We start from the raw sequence: 18,303 nt of genomic DNA, 5'->3' as shown, positions 1-18,303 counted from the left end.
CATCATGGTGGGACCTGGCACCGGCATCGCCCCCTTCCGCTCCTTCCTTCAGGAACGTCAGGCCACGGGCGCCAAGGGCAAAGCCTGGTTGTTCTTCGGTGAGATCAACCGCTCCACCTGCTTCTTCTACGAGTCCGAGTTCGAAGCCTACCTCGCAGACGGTACGCTCACTCGTCTGGACACCGCTTTCTCCCGCGATCAGGCCCTGAAGCTGTACGTCCAGCACAAGATGCTGGAGAACGGCCAGGAGCTCTATGCCTGGCTGGAGCAGGGTGCCATCTTCTACGTGTGCGGCGACGCCGCCCGCATGGCCGTGGATGTGGACAACGCCCTCCGCGAGATCGTCGCCAAAGAAGGCGGCAAGTCTCCGGAAGAAGTGAACGCCTACATGGACAACCTGAAGACCAGCAAGCGTTACCGCCGCGACGTGTACTAAGGCTCATCACCTCGGTCACACCCAAGCCATTTCAGCGCACCCTGTCTCAGGGTGCGCTTTTTTTGCCCCTGCGACGAGCGATGGCTCCCAATTGCCACGGAAACTTCGTTGCAGCCCCGCAAGGCGAGGGGCAGACTACCCGCTCAAGCCCACCGCAACGCGTTCCTCACCATGGCTCCCCGAATCCCCTCCCTTCTCGCTCTGCTGTTCCTTGCCGGCGGATTGACCTCGCCCGTGGCCCACGGGAAGGACAATGAAAAAGCTGAGGCCAAGGCGGAAAACGAAACCCCGACTCCGGAAGACGCCCGATTCTTCAATCTGATCCGGGAAGCCCAGGGCTTGCACGCTACGCAGAAGAATTTCGACGCCCTTCAGAAGCTCGATGAGGCAGAACTGCTCCAGCCCAGCAGCCCCCTCATTCCCAACGTGCGTGGGAGCATTTTCACCGCAATGCGGGACATCCCCAAGGCGAGGGAGAACTTCGAAAAAGCCCGCTCCCTGAGCCCAGATGCCTTCGAGCCCAAGTTCAATCTGGTGGAACTCGACTACGTGGAGGGCAAGTACCCGGAAGCAGAGACTGGCTTTTCCAAGCTGCTGACCGACTACCCCAAGCTGAAGCTCGAAGTGCGGCATCTGAGCCAGTTCAAGGTGCTGGTCTGCCGGCTCAAGCAGGGCAATGTGTCAGGAGCGCAGGAAATCGCGAAGAACTTCACCTTCATGGATGACACCCCCGCCTACTACTACAGCAAGGCTGCCTTTGCTTATCAGGAAGGCAAGAAGGTGGCAGGCAACGAATGGCTGGGCCGGGCCGCCGGTATCTACAAGCAGCCCGTTTTGGTACCCTACATCGACTCCCTCATGGAAGCCAAGTGGGTGGACAGTCTGGGCGTGACCGAAAGCGCGCCCAAACCTTAGCATTTCGGACCGCTCAGGCCTCATTATCTGTTCCAGGGCCCCGTTTCATGGAACAACGCCTTGCTTAGCCAGAACGGGGGCCTATTGTCTCCCATGTCGCAGCATTTGAGAGGATTATCTTGAGCGGACAGGCTCCTTCAGGGAGCATCGCTTTTTTGGGTGGCTATGAGCCGAGGCTTTGTGGGATTGCCACTTTCACGCATGACCTATGCGAGGCGGTCAGCACGGCTGCCCCTACCGCACAGTGCATCACGGGAGCCGTGAACGACCGGCCAGAGGGGTACAAGTACCCGCCTCGGGTCCGGTTTGAACTGCAGGAAAAGGATCTGGACTCCTACCGGAGGGCGGCTGATTACCTGAACTTCAACAATGTGGATGTCCTCTGCGTTCAGCACGAGTTCGGCATCTATGGCGGTGCTGCGGGCAGTCATTTGCTGGCTCTTCTTAAAGAAGTGCGCATGCCCGTCGTCACCACGCTTCACACCGTCCTGCGGGAGCCCAATCCGGAACAGCGGAAGGTGATGGAAGAACTGGCCATGCGCAGTGACCGTCTGGTGGTCATGGCCCGGAAAGGTGCCGAGATCCTGCGCGAAACCTACGGGGTGCCAGAGGCCAAGGTGGACATCATTCCCCATGGCATTCCCGACATCGCATTCTCCGACTCCGCCGTTTACAAGACCCAGTTCGGGGTCGAGGGCCGCGTGGTATTGCTGACCTTCGGGCTGCTTGGACCGGGCAAGGGCATCGAGCATGCCATTGAAGCCCTGCCAGCGATCGTCAAGGAACATCCCAATGTGGTCTATCTGGTTCTAGGAGCCACCCACCCCCACCTCGTGGCCCGGGAGGGAGAGCGCTACCGCCTCAGCCTGGAACGGCTTGCGGAAGATCGCGGGGTGAAGGCACACGTTATCTTCTATAACCGCTTCGTGTCTCTTGAGGATCTCAAGGAGTTCATCGGCGCCACGGACATCTACCTCACGCCCTATCTCAACGAGGCCCAGATCACCTCAGGCACCCTCGCCTACGTCTTTGGCGCCGGGAAGGCCGTCGTCTCCACACCCTACTGGCATGCCCAGGAACTGCTGGCAGACGGACGCGGCACTCTGGTCCCCTTTCGCAATCCGAAAGCAATTGCCGAGGCGGTTTGTGAATACCTGAACCACCCGGTGCAACTCGAGGCCACCCGCAGGCAAGCCCACCAGTACGGCCGGGAGATGATCTGGCCCGCGGTGGCGCAGCGCTATCTTGAGGCCTTCCAGCATGCGCGCGCCGACCGCAAGGCCGCTCCCCGCACCGCCTTCGCTGGGTGGACGCTCGCCAGCCGTCCCTATGATCTCCCGCCAGTGCGGCTCGATCACCTGGTGCGGATGAGTGATCACACCGGCATCTTCCAGCATGCCATCTTCAATGTGCCCAACTATCACGAGGGCTATTGCACCGATGACAACGCCCGGGCCTTCATCTTGTGCAATCTCCTGGCCGAACTGGGAGCCTCCCCTCCGGGAGAGAATCTTGATCATCTGGCCAGCAGCTATCTCGCGTTCCTCGCCGCAGCGTTGAACCGCGATACAGGGCGTTTCCGCAACTTCATGAGCCATGGTCGTCAGTGGCTGGAAGACTGCGGCAGCGAGGACAGCCACGGCCGCGCCCTCTGGGCCCTCGGCAATGGAGCGGGCCACTCCCGCAACGAAGGACGCCGCCGGCTCTGCGTGCAGCTTTTTGAGATCGGCCTTCCTTCGGTGTTGAACTTCACCTCCCCGCGCGCCGTCGCATTCACCCTTCTCGGCATTCATGAATACCTTCGCAACCACCCCACCTGCCCCAAGGCGGGGAAGGTCAGGGAGACGTTGACGAATTGGTTGGTCACGCTCTGGAAAGGCTGTGCCGATGAAAACTGGCCATGGTTTGAATCCAGCGCCACCTATGACAACGCCCGGCTCTGTCAGGCCTTGATCTTGAGCGGTCGCTGGATGCCCCATCCTGAGGCGCTGGAGATTGGACTCAATTCCCTGCGTTGGCTGGCTTCGATTCAGCGGACTCAAGGAGGCCATTTCCGCCCTATCGGCAGCAATGGTTTTTACGTGAAGGAGGGTGCCCGTGCCGACTTTGATCAACAACCCGTGGAAGCCCAAGCCATGGTGTCAGCCTGCCTGGAAGCCTACCACGCCACCCAGGACTCCACATGGTTCAGCGAGGCCCGCCGCGCCTTCGAATGGTTCCTCGGCAGAAACGATCTGGGACTTCCTCTCTACGACTCGAGCAACGGCGGTTGTGGTGATGGACTCCATGCCGACCGCGTGAACGAGAACCAGGGTGCGGAGTCGACTCTCGCCTTCCTGCTTGCCCTTGCCGAGATGAACTGGGCGCAAAGTCCCCTCACTCACTTGCTAACCTCCCCTACATGAGCGCCATCCCCATCCACCGACACAACATCATTTTGGGTCCGGAGAGCGCACGCGTCATCATCCGTCCTTTCGTCCCCGCCAGTCCGCAGCGCATCGCCACTATCATCGGCCGCACGCTGGCCCTCTCCGACGAGGAGGTAGGCCGGGAATTGCTATCTGTCTTTGGGGAGTTTGATTCCCGGCATTTTGACGTGGCGGCCCTGCTCATGGAGCAGTTCTTCAAGGTACAAGGACATATCTTCACGGACCGCCCCCTTTCACGCGAGCGCCGTCTCCTTATCGGTGCCCAGTTCTCCGGCGAATATGCCTTGGAATCTGCGGCTCTTTTCAATCCCTCCATCGTTCCCCACCCAGATCAGAACGATGTGCCAGAAGGCGGGCTCCGTTTCATCATGAGCCTTCGCGCCACGGGCGAAGGCCACATCTCCTCCATTGAGTTTCGCGAAGGGCTCCTGTCTCCAGAGGGCACCCTCAGCATAAATCCGGTATCCCGCTACGTGACCCTGCCGGAAGTGGTTCCCAACCCCCTCTACCGCAAGAAGCGCTTCATCATCAAGCTGCACGAAATCGGGTTCCACAATGAGTGCGCGGAGGCAGTGATGAGTCCCTTGGGCGACCAGTTCACCAGGAGTGAACTCACGCTTACCGTCTCCCAGGTCCGCCGTGAAACCCAACCGCTCACTCATGACTTCCGGCGTACTCTGGAGTGCATTCAATGGCTGGCAGACTCCAACTATGAAGTCCGGTTCCCTGCCAATCTCGCGCTGAGCGAGCGCATCATTTTCCCCATCTCAGACAACGAGAGCAATGGGATCGAAGACGCCCGGTTTGTCCGGTTCGTGGAAGACGATGGAACGGTCATGTACTACGCGACCTACACCGCCTACAATGGTCGGGCCATTCTTCCCCAGCTCATTGAGACGCAGGACTTTCTTCACTTCCGTATCCTCACGCTCAATGGCAACGCGGTGCAGAACAAGGGCATGGCGTTGTTTCCGCGAAAGGTTAATGGCAGCTATGCCATGCTGTCGCGGCAGGATGATGAGAACCTCTTCATCATGTTCTCCGACAACCCCCACCACTGGAATGATCCCCAGATCCTGCTCCGCCCCGCAGAACCTTGGGAGACGGTCAAAGTGGGCAACTGTGGCTCCCCCATCGAGACGGAGGCGGGCTGGCTCGTCATCACTCACGGCGTGGGACCCATGCGAAAATACTGCCTGGGTGCCGCACTGCTCGACTTGAACGATCCGACCAAGGTCATCGGCAGGCTCCGCGAACCGCTCCTTTCCCCGGAAGGCAACGAGCGTGAAGGGTATGTCCCCAACGTGGTGTACAGCTGCGGCTCCTTGATCCACGGTAAGGAACTCATCCTGCCCTATGCGATGAGTGACAAAGCCTCTGCCGTGGCCAGCGTGCCCCTGGAAAAGCTGCTGGCAGCTCTGACTGCCTAGCCCCTTGGTCTCGCTCACTCTGCCATCCGACGCAGCGTCATCACCCCAAGACGGTCGTTTTCGCGGGTGCTGAACTCGGTTGGTCGTGGGTCATTGCTGAACTCGCAGGTGCAGATCTTCAACACGTCCCCTTGCAGGGAATAGATGCCCAGCGTCGTCTGCCCCTTTCTGGGTCCGCTGAGCGAGGTCAGGTCCAGAGACTTGGGGGAAGTAGCTGCATTCACCTTTACCACCGACTCCAGATCGGTCCGACTGGTTCGCTTCTTGATGATCATCTTGTCACCCGTGAACTCGACCCGGAATCCCTCGACGATCATGGCTGGCGCACTTTGTCCGTGTACCTCCAGCGCCGTGGCCTGCCACATCCCACGGAGTTCCTGGGGAACTGCCGCATCCGGCTCGGCCGCCTGGAGACTGCTCCCCTTCGCGATGGCGAGTGCCACAAGCATAGGGAATCCAGCCGAAAGTTTCCTCCGGATCCATGGTCCTTTCCACATCCATAAACCGGATAGGACAACGAAGGGCAGAAAGACAAACCTCGTGGCGAAGGAAGCCTCGGAAATGCTTGCGACTGGTCCATAGATGTAACCCAAGATGGGGATACTGAGGAGGACGTGGAGCCAACGCAGGATGGAGCGAGTTGTTGCTGGTTTCATAAGGTTTAAACATTTCATTCACTACATGAATCATTCATATATAGAATGATTTGAAGCGTCTATCTTTTTCTTCCGCTTTCGACTAGGCTGCCGTAATGCCTCCTTCGTCTTCTGAGAGCCGGGCCCCCGGCGCTGCCTTTCTCCTCACCCAACTCGGCACTCAGGCCGCACGACGCTTCGCAGAGCGCATCGAACCTCTGGGCATCACTCCCCCGCATGCAGGCATTCTGCGGCTGGTTGCCATGATCCCAGACTGCAGTCAGCAGAAGCTCGCCACGCGGTTGGGCATCCTGCCGAGTCGCATGGTGGTGCTGATCGACGAAATGGCGGGCCAGGGTCTTCTCGACCGACGCAGGAGCGCAACCGACCGGCGGAACTACGAAATCGTCCTCACCGACAAAGGCGCTGAAACGCTGGCCAACATGCAGCGGGCCGCAGCCGCCCACGACACCGACTTTCTGACTCCCCTCACGCCGGAAGAGCAGCAAACTCTGAAATCGCTCTGCGAAAAACTGGCGGCACACCACGGCCTAGCCCAGGGAGTGCACCCCGGTTACAAGCACCTCTGAGGGAGGCTGGCAGAGGAATGCTGCCCGTTCTTTTTCCGTCAAAAACGATTCTCCTTCACCTTCTCTAAAGGTTCCTTGGAGCAGAATCTGGGTCAAGAGGTCAAAAAACCACCGCCTTTGCACCGCTTAGCCCACATGAATTGTCTGCCTCCCCAGGCTGTCGCCCCATTGCTGTTGCTCACTCTCGCAGGTGGGCTGGTTGGCTGTGTTGGATCCAATCCGGATCGCGCCCAGTCGGAACTGAAGGTGCCGGGCAAATGGAAAGGGGCCGCTCGAGCCGGGTTCCCCCAACGGCCACTGAACACGGCTGCCCTCCCGAAATGGTGGGAGCGATTCCACGATCCGGTGCTGAACCAACTCGTGACCACCGCCCTGCAGAACAGCACGGACATTCGCACCGCCGTCTCCAAAGTACGAGAATCCCGCGCTCGTCGCGGGGTGCAGGTAGCCGGTCTTTTCCCCACCGTGGATGCCGGGCTCACCGCACGCGGTGAGCGCACCGACAATCGGAACACCGGGGTGAGCTCCAGTGAGAACTACGGAGCCAGCATCGACATGACCTGGGAGGTGGACCTCTTTGGCAAGCAGCGGCAGAACATCAAGGCCGCCACGGCAGATCTGGCCGAGGCTGAAGAGAATCTCTACGCCGCACAGGTCTCCCTGGCAGCGGAGGTGGCAGACACCTACGTCACGCTGCGCCAGACCGAGGCGCAACTGGCAGTGGTGGAGCGGACCCTCGCCTCCCGCACTGAGACCACCCAGATCGCCAAGTGGAAGGAGGAGGCCAAGATCTCCGGGGCAGTGGACACCCAGCAGGCAATCTCCACCCTGGAGCAGGCCCGGGCTCAAGTCCCCAACCTCAAGCAGACCATCAGCCAGACCCACAATCAACTGGCGCTGCTGGCCAGCCTGCCGCCCGGGGCTCTGGACAAACTCCTCAGCCGCTCCGACAAGATGCCGTCTCCTCCAGCTCGCATCGCCATCGGCATTCCGGCAGACACGCTTCGCCAACGTCCCGACGTTCGCGCTGCCGAACGCCGGGTGGATGCCGCGGTGGCTCGTACGAAGTCCGCCGTAGCCGAGCGCTACCCGGATCTGAGCCTCTCCGGCTCCATCGGCGTGGATGCGCTGAAGGCAGGCCGCATCTTCTCTCCGGAGAACGTCGCCGCCAGCATCGCAGGATCTCTGGCGGCCCCGATTTTTGATGCAGGCCGCATTCGTCAGAACATCAACATTCAAAGCGAGCTGGAGTCCCAGGCTTTGATTGGCTGGGAAGCCACCGTGCTCACCTCTCTCTCTGAGGTGGAGAATGCCTTGATCGGCATTCAGCGTACGGCAGAGCGCCTGGTCATCCTGGAGCAGGCTCTCAAAGCCGCACGCCAGGCGGAGGAGCTCTCCACCCAGCAGTACGAGGCCGGTCTCGTGGATCTGCTCGTCGTGCTGGAGGCGCAGCGGACTTTGCTCAGCCTGGAAGACCAGGATGTCACCACACGTGCCAATCAGGCCAGTGCCCACATCCAGCTCTACAAGGCCCTCGGTGGAGGATGGTCCTCCTAGTCCGCCCGCACCTCTATTTCCTAATACCTCCTTCATGAAAGCCACCGCCGTCGCCGCGCCACAGGATCTGGCAGATGCCATCCAGGCCAATGGATCCCGCAAATCCATCGTGTTCCGCCTCTTTCTCCTACTGCTTTTGATCGGTGCCGGAGCCGGTGCCTGGTACTGGTGGCAACTCAAGCAGCAGGCCCTGAACCAGGTCTCGCCCTATACTACCGAGGACATCCGCAAAGGCGAGATCCGCTTGACCGTGACCGCTACGGGCAACCTGGAACCCACCAACGAGGTGACCATCGGCAGCGAGTTGTCCGGCACAACTCTGGAGGTGTACGTGGACATCAATGACCGCGTGAAGAAGGGACAACCGCTGGCCAAGCTGGACACGAGCAAGCTGCAGCAACAGACGGAAAGCAGCCGGGCTTCTGTCATCTCCGCCGAGGCAAAGGTGGCTCAGGTACAAGCCACGCTGAAGGAGTCAGAGGCCACCCTAAGCCGCCTGCAGGATTTGCAGCGCATCAGCAATGGCAAGATGCCGGCGAAAGCTGACATGGATGCGGCCGTCGCCGCAACGGACCGGGACAAAGCCGATCTGCGGGCCGCTCAGGCTTCTGTGAAGGAAGCCGAAGCTCAAGTGAAGATCAACGAACGTGACCTGGAGAAGGCCGTCATCAAGTCCCCGATCGACGGCATTGTGCTGACCCGCAGTCTTGAACCGGGCCAGACCGTGGCTGCGAGCTTCACCGCACCTGAGCTGTTCGTGCTGGCGGAAAACCTCGAACTCATGGAGCTCAACGTGGCCGTGGCCGAGGCGGACATCGGTCGTGTCGAGGCAGGCCAAAAAGCCACCTTTACCGTGGATGCCTGGCCGGACCGCTCTTTCAGCGCGAATGTACTCCGCGTCTCCTTCGGCTCTGTGGTCACAGACAACGTCGTAACCTATCAGACGGAGCTGGAGGTCTCCAACAAGGACCTCAGCCTGCGTCCCGGCATGACGGCCACTGCCGACATTCATGTGGCCGAAAGCAAGGATGTGTTCCTCGTACCCACAGCGGCCCTTCGCTTTGACCCCGCCGCTGCGGCCGCCCCAGCCGGCGGTCCCCCGCAGGAAAAGAAGTCATTCGTTCAGAATCTGATGCCCGGCCCTCGTCGATACAGCAGCAACCGCCCTCGTTCGAGTGAAGGCGGCGGCCCCGGGGGCGGTGGCGGTGGGCATGAAAAGAAAGCCCAGCGCCATGACGGCACGGCCCGCATCTGGATTCTCAAGGATGGCCAGCCTGTTGCCTTGGATGTCAAGGTCGGCCTCACCGATGGCCGCAACACGGAAGTGTCTGGAGAAGGTCTCAAGGAAGGCCTTCAGGTGATCATCCGGGCCAACGTTCCTCCCACGTCATGAGCGTCGCCCCTTCCACGCCTCCGCCGCTGATTGAGCTGCGCCGCCTGACCAAGACCTATGGCAAGGGCGACGCCGCCTTCCAGGCGCTGCGGGGTATCAACCTCACCATTCAGCAGGGCGAGTTCGTCGCCGTGATGGGACCCAGCGGTTCGGGGAAATCCACACTGATGAACCTGCTCGGCTGCCTGGACACTCCGACGACCGGCAGCTATCTCTACCAGGGCATTCCTGTCGAGAGCCTCAATGCCGACCAGCGCTCTCTATTGCGGCGTCACGCCCTGGGCTTCATTTTCCAGGGATTCAATCTGCTGGCCCGCACCAGCGCGCTGGAAAACGTGGAGCTTCCCCTGCTCTACCGCGGCATCCCCATGAGCCAGCGCCATGCCCTGGCCCGTGAGGCTCTGTCCTCCGTCGGTCTGCCCACGAAAATGCGCAACACGCCCGCCGAACTTTCTGGCGGCCAGCAACAGCGTGTGGCCATCGCCCGCGCCATCGTCACCAGCCCCAGCACCCTCTTCGCCGACGAACCGACGGGCAACCTCGATTCCAGCACTACCAAGGACATCATGGAGCTGCTTACCCGCCTCAACGCCGAACGCGGCATCACCGTCCTCATGGTCACTCACGAAGACGACGTGGCCGCCTATGCGAAGCGCACCGTGCGCGTCAAGGACGGGCACATTGAGTCAGACCTCATCAACAAATTATGAATTATCAATGAGGAATTAGGAATTAACTTCCTGCCTTCACCGCGCCCTCATCCCTTCATTCATAATTCCTCATTCATAATTCCTCATTCATCATTCCTAATTTTCACCCGCCGTGTTCTTCAACGCCCTCCTCATCGCCCTCCGGGAAATTCGCCGGAACCTCATGCGGGCATTCCTCACTGTGCTGGGGGTCATCATTGGTGTGGCGGCAGTCATCACCATGGTAACCCTTGGCCAGGGCACAACTCAGGCGGTGAAGAACCAGATCTCCAGTCTGGGCAGCAATCTGCTGGTGCTGCGGCCAGGGTCAGGGTTTGGTCCCCGCTCCACCTCGGCTGGTGTTCCCCGTTTCACCACGCAGGATGCTCAGGCCGTCATGGAACAGGTCTCTGGAGTCGCCGCGGTCGCCCCGGTGGCCCAGACTTCCCTCAGCACCATCTATCTCCAGACCGCACGCACCACCCAGATCACCGGCAGCACCCCTGACTACTTCCAGATCGGCAAATGGACCATTGGCGAAGGCAGACTGTTCACCGATCTTGACCTGCGTTCGGGAGCGGCCGTCTGCGTGATCGGTGAAACGGTACGCCGCCAGCTTTTCGGCTCCGAGAACCCCATCGGGGCCAAGATCCGCATCGGCAAATCCTCCTGCGAGGTCATCGGCCTCCTCACCGCCAAGGGCCAGTCCGGCATGGGCGACCAGGATGACACCATCGTCGTTCCCCTTTCCACCCTGCAGCGCCGACTCACAGGCCGCACCTCCGCCAGGTCCGTCAACCAGATCAACATCTCCGCTGAAGACAACACGAACAGCGACGCCATGATCAGTGAGATCACCTCCCTGATGCGGCAACGACGCAACCTCTCGGCCAACGAAGACGACAACTTTTCCGTCTTCGACACTCGCCAGATCGCGGAGACCCTGAGCTCCTCCACCAAGATGATGACCATGCTGCTGGCCGCTGTGGCAGGTGTGAGTCTGCTCGTGGGCGGCATCGGCATCATGAACATCATGCTGGTCTCCGTGACGGAACGCACGCGGGAGATCGGCATCCGCCTGGCCATCGGTGCCCGCGCCAGAGAAGTTCTGCTGCAATTTCTTGTGGAGGCCATCACCCTTTCTTGTGTGGGTGGCGTGGTCGGAATCGGCATTGCCCTCGGCCTTTGTTACTTCCTCGCCCAAGTAATCCAGGTGCCCTTCCAGTTTGACACCCGGATCAACGTCATCGCCTTCATCTTCTCCGCCGCAGTGGGCGTCCTCTTCGGCTTTACCCCCGCCCGCCGCGCGGCCAAGCTGGATCCCATTGAAGCCCTCCGGCATGAATAACGGGTTGCCCCTGCTGGTCTGAAGCGCCTCCGTCCTGACATGAGAGTCCTCGTCGTAGAAGATGATCCCGACCTGCGCCGCAGCCTTGCTGCCACGCTGCGCGAGGAGAACTACGCCGTGGACATTGCCGCAGATGGCGGGGACGGACTCGACAAGGCGAAGCAAAATGCCTACGACATCATCCTTCTGGATGTGATGCTCCCAGAGCTGAGCGGATGGGAGATTCTCCAGCAACTGCGCCCCGCCAACACCACCCCCGTGCTCATGCTTACCGCCCGGGATGCGGTTCACGACCGGGTTAAAGGACTCAACCAGGGGGCGGACGACTACCTGACCAAACCCTTCGACATCGAAGAACTCCTCGCCCGTATCCGCGCCCTCATCCGCCGAGCGGCCGGACAGACCCTGCCGGTTCTCACCATCCGCGATCTCTCCATCGACACGGCTTCGCGCAAGGTCCTGCTTAAAGGAGAAGACATCCCCGTGACCGCCCGCGAGTACGCCCTGGTGGAGTACCTCGCGCTGCATCAGGGCGAGGTGGTGAGCCGTACCACCCTGTATGAGCACCTGTTCGACGAGGACGACAGCACGCTCTCAAACCTTCTGGACGTTCACGTCTCGAACCTCCGAAAGAAGCTGGGCCCGGAGGTCATCACCACCCGCCGTGGACACGGCTACTGCATCGAATGACTTCCCCCTTCCAGTCCATCCGCTGGCGGCTTCAGGTCTGGCATGGCCTGCTGCTGCTTCTGGTTGTCGCCGGCTTCTGCGCTCCCGGCTACCAGATCGCCCTCGAGAACCAGCTTCAGCGTATCGACAAAGATGTCTCCCAGATGGAGCGCCGCCTGTTCCGGTCGCTCATGGAGTCAGCCAAGGGATCCTTGTACCCAGGTACGCCCGAGACGCGGGACGGAGACCGCCCCATGATCTCCCTGGGCCAACTGCTGGAGTATCTCCGGGAAAAGCCCGCCGCGCTTTCTGCTGATGTAGCCGCCCTCTTCCAGGGGCATGATCCTGGCTACGCTTATTTCAGCATTCGGAATTCGCATGACGAGGTGCTCCTCACCTCTCCCAACGCCCCCGAGGACCTGACCTTCCTGCCTCCAGCCAAGTCCGAACATCTGGAAGACACGCGCACCATTGATCGTCGGCGTGAAATCCGGCGCAGCAGTCCCAGTGGATTTCGCATCGTGGTGGGCCGGGACATCTCCCAGGATCTCGATGCCGCGAAACGTTTCGCCTGGATCCAGGCTGCCACCTGCCTCGGCCTGTGGGTGCTGGGCTTGGGAGGCGGTTGGTGGTTGTCCGGCCGGGCCATCCGCCCCATCCAGACGATTTCCAAGACCGCCACGCGTATCGCCGAAGGCAATCTGAAGGACCGGATCGACATCACGGATACAGACAGCGAACTCGGCCAGCTCAGCAAGGTGCTGAACAACACCTTTGACCGGCTGCACGATGCCTTCGAGCGGCAGCGCCAGTTCACTGCCGATGCCTCTCACGAACTGCGCACGCCCATCACCATCCTGCTATCCGAGACCCAGCGGGTTCTCAAGCGGGACCGCACTCCGGAGGAATATCGGGAGACCCTGCAGACCTGCAACCACACCGGCCAGCGCATGCGGCATCTGGTGGAGGCCCTGCTGATGCTCGCCCGGCAGGAGACCACCCAAGGGCTCAATGGTCATGCGGAGACCTGTGATCTGGCGGGCGTTCTGGAAGACACCCGGGTTCATCTGGCCCCTCTGGCGGCAGACCGGGGCATCACTCTCCACACAGACCTCCATTCCGCCCCCTGCCAGGGTGATCCCGGCGCTCTTTCCGTGTTGGCTGCCAACTTGGTCAACAACGCGATTCAGCATCATCAGGGTGCCTCAGGCACCGTTCGCCTCTCCAGCGGCATGCGATCCACCGGAGAGCCGTACTTTGCCATTCAGGATGACGGACCCGGCATCCCGACTGAGCACCTCCCCCACATCTTCGAGCGGTTCTACCGGGCGGACAAAGCCCGCACCAGCGCGGCTGGACACACAGGGTTGGGGCTCGCAATTGCCAAGGCCATTGTGGACAATCACGGGGGGGAAATCAGCGTCCAGAGCACCCCTGGACAAGGCTCCACCTTTGAGGTTACCCTGAAGAACGACAGGAGCGTATAGCGCCATGAATTTCCGGTTTACTGGAAATTGCTGGTTTACTAAAACGCGGTTCCCGTCATGGTTATCCTCCCATGTCCAACAAGACCATCCCTGAGAGTCAGACGCAGTTTCTGCGTTTTGCCACGCCTGAGAAGCCTTTCAGCTTCACTTCAGGCATGGTCATGGATGATCTGACCCTGGCCTACGAGACCTATGGCAAGCTCAATGAGGACAAGAGCAACGCCATTCTCGTCTTCCACGCGCTTTCAGGCAGCCAGCACGCTGCAGGCGTCTGCCGCCATGTGGCTCACACAGGCGACCGGTGGACGGAGGATTGTCAGCAAGGCTGGTGGAGCCACTTCATCGGGCCCGGCAAGGCTCTGGACACGCAGAAATTCTTTGTCATCTGCGCCAACTACCTGGGGGGCTGTTACGGCAGCTCCGGCCCGGCCTCGTTGAACCCAAAAACAGGTCGCCCCTACGGCCCCGAGTTTCCCCAGGTCAGCACCGCAGATGTCGTCCGCTCCCAGGCGCTGCTCGTGGACCACTTTGGCATCGACAAGCTCCATGCCGTCATGGGTGCCTCCGTGGGCGGCCTGCTCACGCTGAACTTCGCCACCCTCTTCCCCGAGCGAGTCCGGCTGGTGGTCTCCATTGCCAGCGGTCAGCGCACGACGGTGCTGTCCCGACTGGGGGTGTTCGAGCAGGTAATGGCGATCGAGAACGATCCGCACTTCAAAGGGGGCAACTACTACGACAGCGACCCTCCCGCTTACGGACTGGCCCTGGCTCGTATGATCAGCCACAAGACCTTCGTCCATCTGGATGCGATCGAGCGCCGCGCCCGCGGTGACGTCATTCAGCGGGATGACCAGCTTTCCTGGTACCGCGTGGGACACAATGTGGAAAGCTACATGCTCCATCAGGGCAAGAAGTTCGTGAAGCGCTTCGACGCGAACACCTACCTGCGCATCTGCGACATGTGGCTCCGCTTCGACCCGCTCAAGGACGCGGGCGTCGAAGACCATGGTGCGCTGTTCGCCATCAGTCGTCGGGCCGGTCACCACTGGCTGGTGTTCAGCATCGACTCCGACTTCTGCTTCTACCCCGAAGAACAGGCGGAGCTCGTGCGCTGGCTGGAGCAGGCGGATGTGTCCTCCATGCATATCACTGTGCACTCGGACAAGGGACACGATTCCTTCCTCCTGGAGCCGGAGCTCTACACCCCACACCTCAGCTACACCCTGCGCCGTGGCGTGCAGCTCAATGACGCGTGGGATCACGATGCCACCAGTCCCGGCATCTGAGCCGTCATGAACCCTTCCGCCGCCAGCAGCGTTCCCGTCCTCGACCGCTACCTGCTGGCGGCGCAGTTGCGCTGGCTGGCCGAGCGGGAGGTGTACATCGGCACCTCCTCCTGGAAGTATGAAGGCTGGCTGGGCAGCATCTACTCCCCGGACCGCTACCTGACCCGGGGCAAGTTCTCCCAGGCGAGGTTTGAAAGGGACTGCCTGTATGAGCATGGGGAGACCTTCTCGTCCGTCTGCGTGGACGCAGGCTACTACCGCTTCCCCTCCCCCAAGTATGTGGAAGGATTGATGGAGCAGACGCCCGATCACTACCGGTTCACCTTCAAGGTTACCGATGACATCACCGCCCGCACCTTCCCCAATCTGCCCAGGCATGGGGACAAGGCGGGCAAACGCAACGAGCACTTCCTCAATGCGGACCTCTTCACCCGGGCGTTCCTCACCCCCTTCGCGCCGTTCAAGTCCAAGGTGGGCGTATTGATCTTTGAATTCAGCCATTTCCATGCCCGGGACTTTGAGCGAGGGCGGGATTTCATGGACGCCCTGGACCAGTTCCTGGGAGCCCTGCCCAAAGGATGGCGCTACGCGGTGGAGATCCGCAATCGTAATTTCCTCCACCCGGACTACTTCGCCATGCTCAAGTCCCATGGGGTGGGTCATGCCATCAACCAGTGGGCCCGCATGCCAGATGCCTCCGAGCAGATGGCCATGCCCGGTGCCATGGACTGCGCCGATTTCGTCGCCGCCCGGTTCCTCCTCAAGCAGGGGCGGAGTTTTGAGGACGCGGTGAAACTGTTCTCGCCCTACACGGCCATCAAGGAGCCGCACGAAGGGGCCCGGGAAGCCGCCGCGGCGCTGATCCGCCCCACGGTGGAATACGACCTGAAACCGGCCCCCAAGCCGTCGCGAAAAGCGATCTTCGTGTATGTGAACAACCGGCTTGAAGGAAACTCCCTACAGACCATCATAGCCATCCTGGTGCGGCTCCAGCTGGAGAAGCACGGATTCCTCCCTCCCTCTGTCCTGCCCCCTTCCTCGAACCCACCTGAAACCCTGCTATGAGCCCCGAGGAACTTGCCGCCCGCATGGCGTCTGATCTGGCCGACATTGAAAAGACCTACATGCCTTTCGGCAAGTTTGGCCCCCAGCACTTTCCCCCTTACGGCATCCCCATCTTCGATCTCCCGGCAGAATACCTGGGCTGGTTTGCCAAGAAAGGCTTTCCGAAAGGCAAGCTCGGCAAGCTGCTCGAGATCGTGCACCAGATGAAGGCGGATGGTTCAGACTCCGCCTTTGACGGCATGCGCCGCCGCCGTGGCGGCCGGAGTCAGTTACGCGAAGAACGGCCGCGAGAGTGGCGGGTGGGTAAAGAGCCGCCTTTCTGAGACAGGATTTACAAGATTGGGGAACAGATTAACAGGATTCGCAAATGAGGATGTCTGGCGTCGAAGAGATCCTCAGGCGCCCAGTCATTCATTCATAATTCCTCATTCCTAATTCATAATTTCTCTACTTCTCTCCCACCACACTCACCACCACCCGACGGGAGTGAGGGGCACGGCGGTGCTCGAAGAGGAAGATGCCCTGCCAGGTGCCAAGGGCGAGGCGACCATTGATGACGGGAATGACTTCGCTGGTCCGGGTGAGCACCATGCGGAGGTGGCTGGGCATGTCGTCCGGGCCCTCGCTGGTATGGACGAACCACGGGGTATTCTCTGGCACCAGACGTTCGAAGTACTCGTGCAGGTCTTTGCGGGCGGAGGGGTCAGCATTCTCGTAGATGACGAGGCTGGCGCTGGTGTGCTGCACGAAGACCGTAGCGGTGCCGGTCTTGATGCCCGCCGCCTTGACAATGAGCTCGACGGCATTGGTGATTTCATAGGTCCCCTTGCCACGGGTGTTGATGAGGAAGGTGTCTGCGTGGGCCGCCATGGAATGGAGATGTCTACAGGGTTATGGGCTCTTCTTCTTTGCCTTCGGTTTCTTCATGGCCTCAGCTGCGGCAGGCTTGGCCCGCTTCTTCTTGGCCCGCTTCTTCTTGGCCGCCTTCATCTTGACCGAACGCAAGGCACACTCCCACCCCATCGTGGCCCAGGGCTTCATGCGCTGTGCATTGGAGAAGGCCATCTCCGGGGGCTCGTAGTACTTGGAAACCACGGGATTCCCAGCCTTGTCCAGGCAGAAGACGAAGGGTTCACACCCCTGATCAATGAATCGGTCTTTGGTCTCGTCGTCAGTGCGGATATAGAACCGATTCTGCGACACCAGCCCGAACATGATCGATTCCTTGTACACCCCATAGCCGCCGAACATCTTGCGCGCCGACACCTCGCCTAGAGGCGTGAGGAGATCCAGAAGCGAGTCAACGAAGGCAGACATAGTGGACCGAAGGTTAGAATACGCCTAGCAGCTTGTGGGCTCTTTCCGAGCGAGCTTCACCGAGTGCGGGATGGCCCCCACGACAAAGCTAAGGCACTCCACCGCGCCCTGCGGTTTGCCCGGCAGAGCGAGGACCAATGATTGATCCACGATAGCAGCGAGACAACGGCTCAGTATCGCATTGGGGGTGATTTCCAGCGACTTCGCCCGCATGACCTCTCCGTAGCCCGGGATTTCCACACGCATGATTCCGCGGATCGCCTCCGGAGTCACATCGCGCTCGGCAATGCCGGTACCTCCGGTGGTGAGCACCAGCCCGCAGCCTTGTGCCGAGAACGACCGGATTGCCTGTTGGATGGCAGGCTGGTCATCCGGCACCACCGCCTCGGCCAGCACCGTCCAGCCATATTCCTCGGATGCCTTCCGCACAGCGGGACCGCCAAAGTCTTCGTACACGCCGGCACTGGCGCGGTCAGACACAGTGATGATGCCAACAGAGATGGGAACTGCCATCTCCGGATGTACGCCCAAGCCCACTCTGATTCAAGCTGGCAAACCGAACGCGAGCCTTACCCCACCGCTTCCTTGGTCTTGCTCACCAGATGCACACCGTCGATCCGCATGGCCTTGTCCACCGCCTTGCACATGTCATAGATGGTCAGCAGCGCCACAGACACCGCCGTGAGGGCCTCCATCTCGACACCCGTCTGGCCCGTCGTGCGAGCCATGGCGGTAACGGTGACGCCATCATCCGTAAGCACAAAGTCCACCGCCACCTTGGTCAGAGCCAGTTGGTGACAAAGCGGGATGAGGTGCTGAGTCTGCTTTGCCGCCTGGATGCCTGCGATGCGAGCCACCGCCAGGACATCCCCTTTTTGAATCTGGTTGTCCCGGATCAGCGCCAATGTGGCAGGCTCCAGCTGGATGCGACCCGCAGCCACCGCCTCGCGGCGGGACACCGCCTTGCCGGAGATGTCCACCATGCTGGCTTCGCCTTGCTCGTTGATATGGGTCAGAGACATGTCAGAGACTCTATAGCTGCGATCCGCCCCAAGAC

At 60.8% G+C, this 18,303-nt stretch carries 18 protein-coding genes and 1 pseudogene; 14 read left to right on the top strand and 5 right to left on the bottom strand.

Annotated elements, in window-relative coordinates; all coding sequences use genetic code 11:
• The 4 genes and pseudogenes from BV106_RS18295 to BV106_RS18280 all read left to right on the top strand — a co-directional run.
• Window positions 1-436: pseudogene (locus tag BV106_RS18295) on the top strand (sulfite reductase subunit alpha); the annotation flags it as partial.
• 171 nt (window positions 437-607) lie between these two features.
• Complete coding sequence (locus BV106_RS18290; protein ID WP_038167079.1) at window positions 608-1,351, top strand: hypothetical protein; 744 nt, start codon at window positions 608-610, stop codon at window positions 1,349-1,351.
• Window positions 1,352-1,470: 119 nt separating this feature from the next.
• A complete protein-coding gene (locus BV106_RS18285; RefSeq protein ID WP_038167078.1) occupies window positions 1,471-3,756 on the top strand; it encodes a glycosyltransferase family 4 protein in 2,286 nt (761 codons plus the stop codon).
• Window positions 3,753-5,210, top strand: coding sequence for a glycoside hydrolase family 130 protein (locus tag BV106_RS18280; protein WP_265595819.1), 1,458 nt, complete (start codon window positions 3,753-3,755; stop codon window positions 5,208-5,210). Before BV106_RS18285 ends, BV106_RS18280 begins: the two co-directional genes overlap by 4 nt.
• A 14-nt stretch (window positions 5,211-5,224) precedes the next feature.
• Here BV106_RS18280 and BV106_RS38655 read toward each other — a convergent pair whose 3' ends face one another.
• On the bottom strand, window positions 5,225-5,659 hold the full coding sequence (locus BV106_RS38655; protein WP_038167076.1) for a TIGR03067 domain-containing protein: 435 nt from the start codon (window positions 5,657-5,659) through the stop codon (window positions 5,225-5,227).
• A gap of 302 nt (window positions 5,660-5,961) precedes the next feature.
• On the opposite strand from BV106_RS38655, the gene BV106_RS18270 reads away from it, so the two are divergent.
• The 10 genes from BV106_RS18270 (at window position 5,962) to BV106_RS18225 (ending at window position 16,252) form a co-directional block, all read left to right on the top strand.
• Window positions 5,962-6,435, top strand: coding sequence for a MarR family transcriptional regulator (locus BV106_RS18270; protein WP_038167074.1), 474 nt, complete (start codon window positions 5,962-5,964; stop codon window positions 6,433-6,435).
• A gap of 135 nt (window positions 6,436-6,570) precedes the next feature.
• Window positions 6,571-7,992, top strand: coding sequence for an efflux transporter outer membrane subunit (locus tag BV106_RS18265; protein WP_038167072.1), 1,422 nt, complete (start codon window positions 6,571-6,573; stop codon window positions 7,990-7,992).
• Between the two features lie 34 nt (window positions 7,993-8,026).
• Window positions 8,027-9,385, top strand: coding sequence for an efflux RND transporter periplasmic adaptor subunit (locus BV106_RS18260; RefSeq protein WP_038167070.1), 1,359 nt, complete (start codon window positions 8,027-8,029; stop codon window positions 9,383-9,385).
• Window positions 9,382-10,095, top strand: coding sequence for an ABC transporter ATP-binding protein (locus BV106_RS18255; RefSeq protein WP_038167069.1), 714 nt, complete (start codon window positions 9,382-9,384; stop codon window positions 10,093-10,095). The genes BV106_RS18260 and BV106_RS18255 overlap by 4 nt, the downstream gene beginning before the upstream one ends.
• Before the next feature lie 112 nt (window positions 10,096-10,207).
• Window positions 10,208-11,422, top strand: a complete 1,215-nt coding sequence (locus tag BV106_RS18250; protein WP_038167067.1) for an ABC transporter permease — start codon at window positions 10,208-10,210, stop codon at window positions 11,420-11,422.
• A gap of 39 nt (window positions 11,423-11,461) precedes the next feature.
• Window positions 11,462-12,112: a response regulator transcription factor gene (locus BV106_RS18245; RefSeq protein WP_038167065.1), complete on the top strand. Its 651-nt coding sequence runs from the start codon at window positions 11,462-11,464 to the stop codon at window positions 12,110-12,112.
• Window positions 12,109-13,578: an ATP-binding protein gene (locus BV106_RS18240; protein WP_038167064.1), complete on the top strand. Its 1,470-nt coding sequence runs from the start codon at window positions 12,109-12,111 to the stop codon at window positions 13,576-13,578. The genes BV106_RS18245 and BV106_RS18240 overlap by 4 nt, the downstream gene beginning before the upstream one ends.
• 71 nt (window positions 13,579-13,649) lie before the next feature.
• The gene (locus tag BV106_RS18235; RefSeq protein ID WP_038167063.1) at window positions 13,650-14,864 is read left to right on the top strand and encodes a homoserine O-acetyltransferase; all 1,215 of its coding nucleotides are present in this window, start codon (window positions 13,650-13,652) and stop codon (window positions 14,862-14,864) included.
• A gap of 6 nt (window positions 14,865-14,870) precedes the next feature.
• Window positions 14,871-15,929: a DUF72 domain-containing protein gene (locus BV106_RS18230; protein WP_038167062.1), complete on the top strand. Its 1,059-nt coding sequence runs from the start codon at window positions 14,871-14,873 to the stop codon at window positions 15,927-15,929.
• Window positions 15,926-16,252: a DUF3820 family protein gene (locus BV106_RS18225; protein WP_051946022.1), complete on the top strand. Its 327-nt coding sequence runs from the start codon at window positions 15,926-15,928 to the stop codon at window positions 16,250-16,252. Before BV106_RS18230 ends, BV106_RS18225 begins: the two co-directional genes overlap by 4 nt.
• 124 nt (window positions 16,253-16,376) lie before the next feature.
• Here BV106_RS18225 and BV106_RS18220 read toward each other — a convergent pair whose 3' ends face one another.
• The 4 genes from BV106_RS18220 to moaC are packed head-to-tail and all read right to left on the bottom strand — an operon-like array spanning window position 16,377 to window position 18,268.
• On the bottom strand, window positions 16,377-16,799 hold the full coding sequence (locus BV106_RS18220) for a secondary thiamine-phosphate synthase enzyme YjbQ (protein ID WP_038167061.1): 423 nt from the start codon (window positions 16,797-16,799) through the stop codon (window positions 16,377-16,379).
• Window positions 16,800-16,820: 21 nt separating this feature from the next.
• Window positions 16,821-17,246 carry a TfoX/Sxy family protein gene (locus BV106_RS18215; protein ID WP_038167060.1) on the bottom strand — a complete coding sequence of 142 codons (426 nt, stop codon included), beginning with the start codon at window positions 17,244-17,246 and terminating at the stop codon, window positions 16,821-16,823.
• Between the two features lie 24 nt (window positions 17,247-17,270).
• On the bottom strand, window positions 17,271-17,759 hold the full coding sequence (locus BV106_RS18210; protein WP_038167058.1) for a MogA/MoaB family molybdenum cofactor biosynthesis protein: 489 nt from the start codon (window positions 17,757-17,759) through the stop codon (window positions 17,271-17,273).
• Between the two features lie 56 nt (window positions 17,760-17,815).
• Window positions 17,816-18,268: a cyclic pyranopterin monophosphate synthase MoaC gene (gene moaC, locus BV106_RS18205; protein WP_038167057.1), complete on the bottom strand. Its 453-nt coding sequence runs from the start codon at window positions 18,266-18,268 to the stop codon at window positions 17,816-17,818.
• Between the last annotated feature and the right edge of the window lie 35 nt (window positions 18,269-18,303).

This window comes from Verrucomicrobium sp. BvORR106, from assembly GCF_000739655.1.
GTDB lineage: Bacteria > Verrucomicrobiota > Verrucomicrobiia > Verrucomicrobiales > Verrucomicrobiaceae > Verrucomicrobium.
This window is presented reverse-complemented; position numbering and strand designations above follow the sequence as displayed.

What these genes read in the sequence shown, in the direction of transcription:
- BV106_RS18290 (WP_038167079.1), top strand. Translation starts at nt 608, where the DNA reads ATGGCTCCCCGAATCCCCTCCCTTCTCGCTCTGCTGTTCCTTGCCGGC.
- BV106_RS18280 (WP_265595819.1), top strand. Translation starts at nt 3,753, where the DNA reads ATGAGCGCCATCCCCATCCACCGACACAACATCATTTTGGGTCCGGAG.
- BV106_RS38655 (WP_038167076.1), bottom strand. Translation starts at nt 5,659, where the DNA reads ATGCTTGTGGCACTCGCCATCGCGAAGGGGAGCAGTCTCCAGGCGGCC.
- BV106_RS18270 (WP_038167074.1), top strand. Translation starts at nt 5,962, where the DNA reads ATGCCTCCTTCGTCTTCTGAGAGCCGGGCCCCCGGCGCTGCCTTTCTC.
- BV106_RS18265 (WP_038167072.1), top strand. Translation starts at nt 6,571, where the DNA reads ATGAATTGTCTGCCTCCCCAGGCTGTCGCCCCATTGCTGTTGCTCACT.
- BV106_RS18260 (WP_038167070.1), top strand. Translation starts at nt 8,027, where the DNA reads ATGAAAGCCACCGCCGTCGCCGCGCCACAGGATCTGGCAGATGCCATC.
- BV106_RS18255 (WP_038167069.1), top strand. Translation starts at nt 9,382, where the DNA reads ATGAGCGTCGCCCCTTCCACGCCTCCGCCGCTGATTGAGCTGCGCCGC.
- BV106_RS18245 (WP_038167065.1), top strand. Translation starts at nt 11,462, where the DNA reads ATGAGAGTCCTCGTCGTAGAAGATGATCCCGACCTGCGCCGCAGCCTT.
- BV106_RS18240 (WP_038167064.1), top strand. Translation starts at nt 12,109, where the DNA reads ATGACTTCCCCCTTCCAGTCCATCCGCTGGCGGCTTCAGGTCTGGCAT.
- BV106_RS18235 (WP_038167063.1), top strand. Translation starts at nt 13,650, where the DNA reads ATGTCCAACAAGACCATCCCTGAGAGTCAGACGCAGTTTCTGCGTTTT.
- BV106_RS18230 (WP_038167062.1), top strand. Translation starts at nt 14,871, where the DNA reads ATGAACCCTTCCGCCGCCAGCAGCGTTCCCGTCCTCGACCGCTACCTG.
- BV106_RS18225 (WP_051946022.1), top strand. Translation starts at nt 15,926, where the DNA reads ATGAGCCCCGAGGAACTTGCCGCCCGCATGGCGTCTGATCTGGCCGAC.
- BV106_RS18220 (WP_038167061.1), bottom strand. Translation starts at nt 16,799, where the DNA reads ATGGCGGCCCACGCAGACACCTTCCTCATCAACACCCGTGGCAAGGGG.
- BV106_RS18215 (WP_038167060.1), bottom strand. Translation starts at nt 17,246, where the DNA reads ATGTCTGCCTTCGTTGACTCGCTTCTGGATCTCCTCACGCCTCTAGGC.
- BV106_RS18210 (WP_038167058.1), bottom strand. Translation starts at nt 17,759, where the DNA reads ATGGCAGTTCCCATCTCTGTTGGCATCATCACTGTGTCTGACCGCGCC.
- moaC (WP_038167057.1), bottom strand. Translation starts at nt 18,268, where the DNA reads ATGTCTCTGACCCATATCAACGAGCAAGGCGAAGCCAGCATGGTGGAC.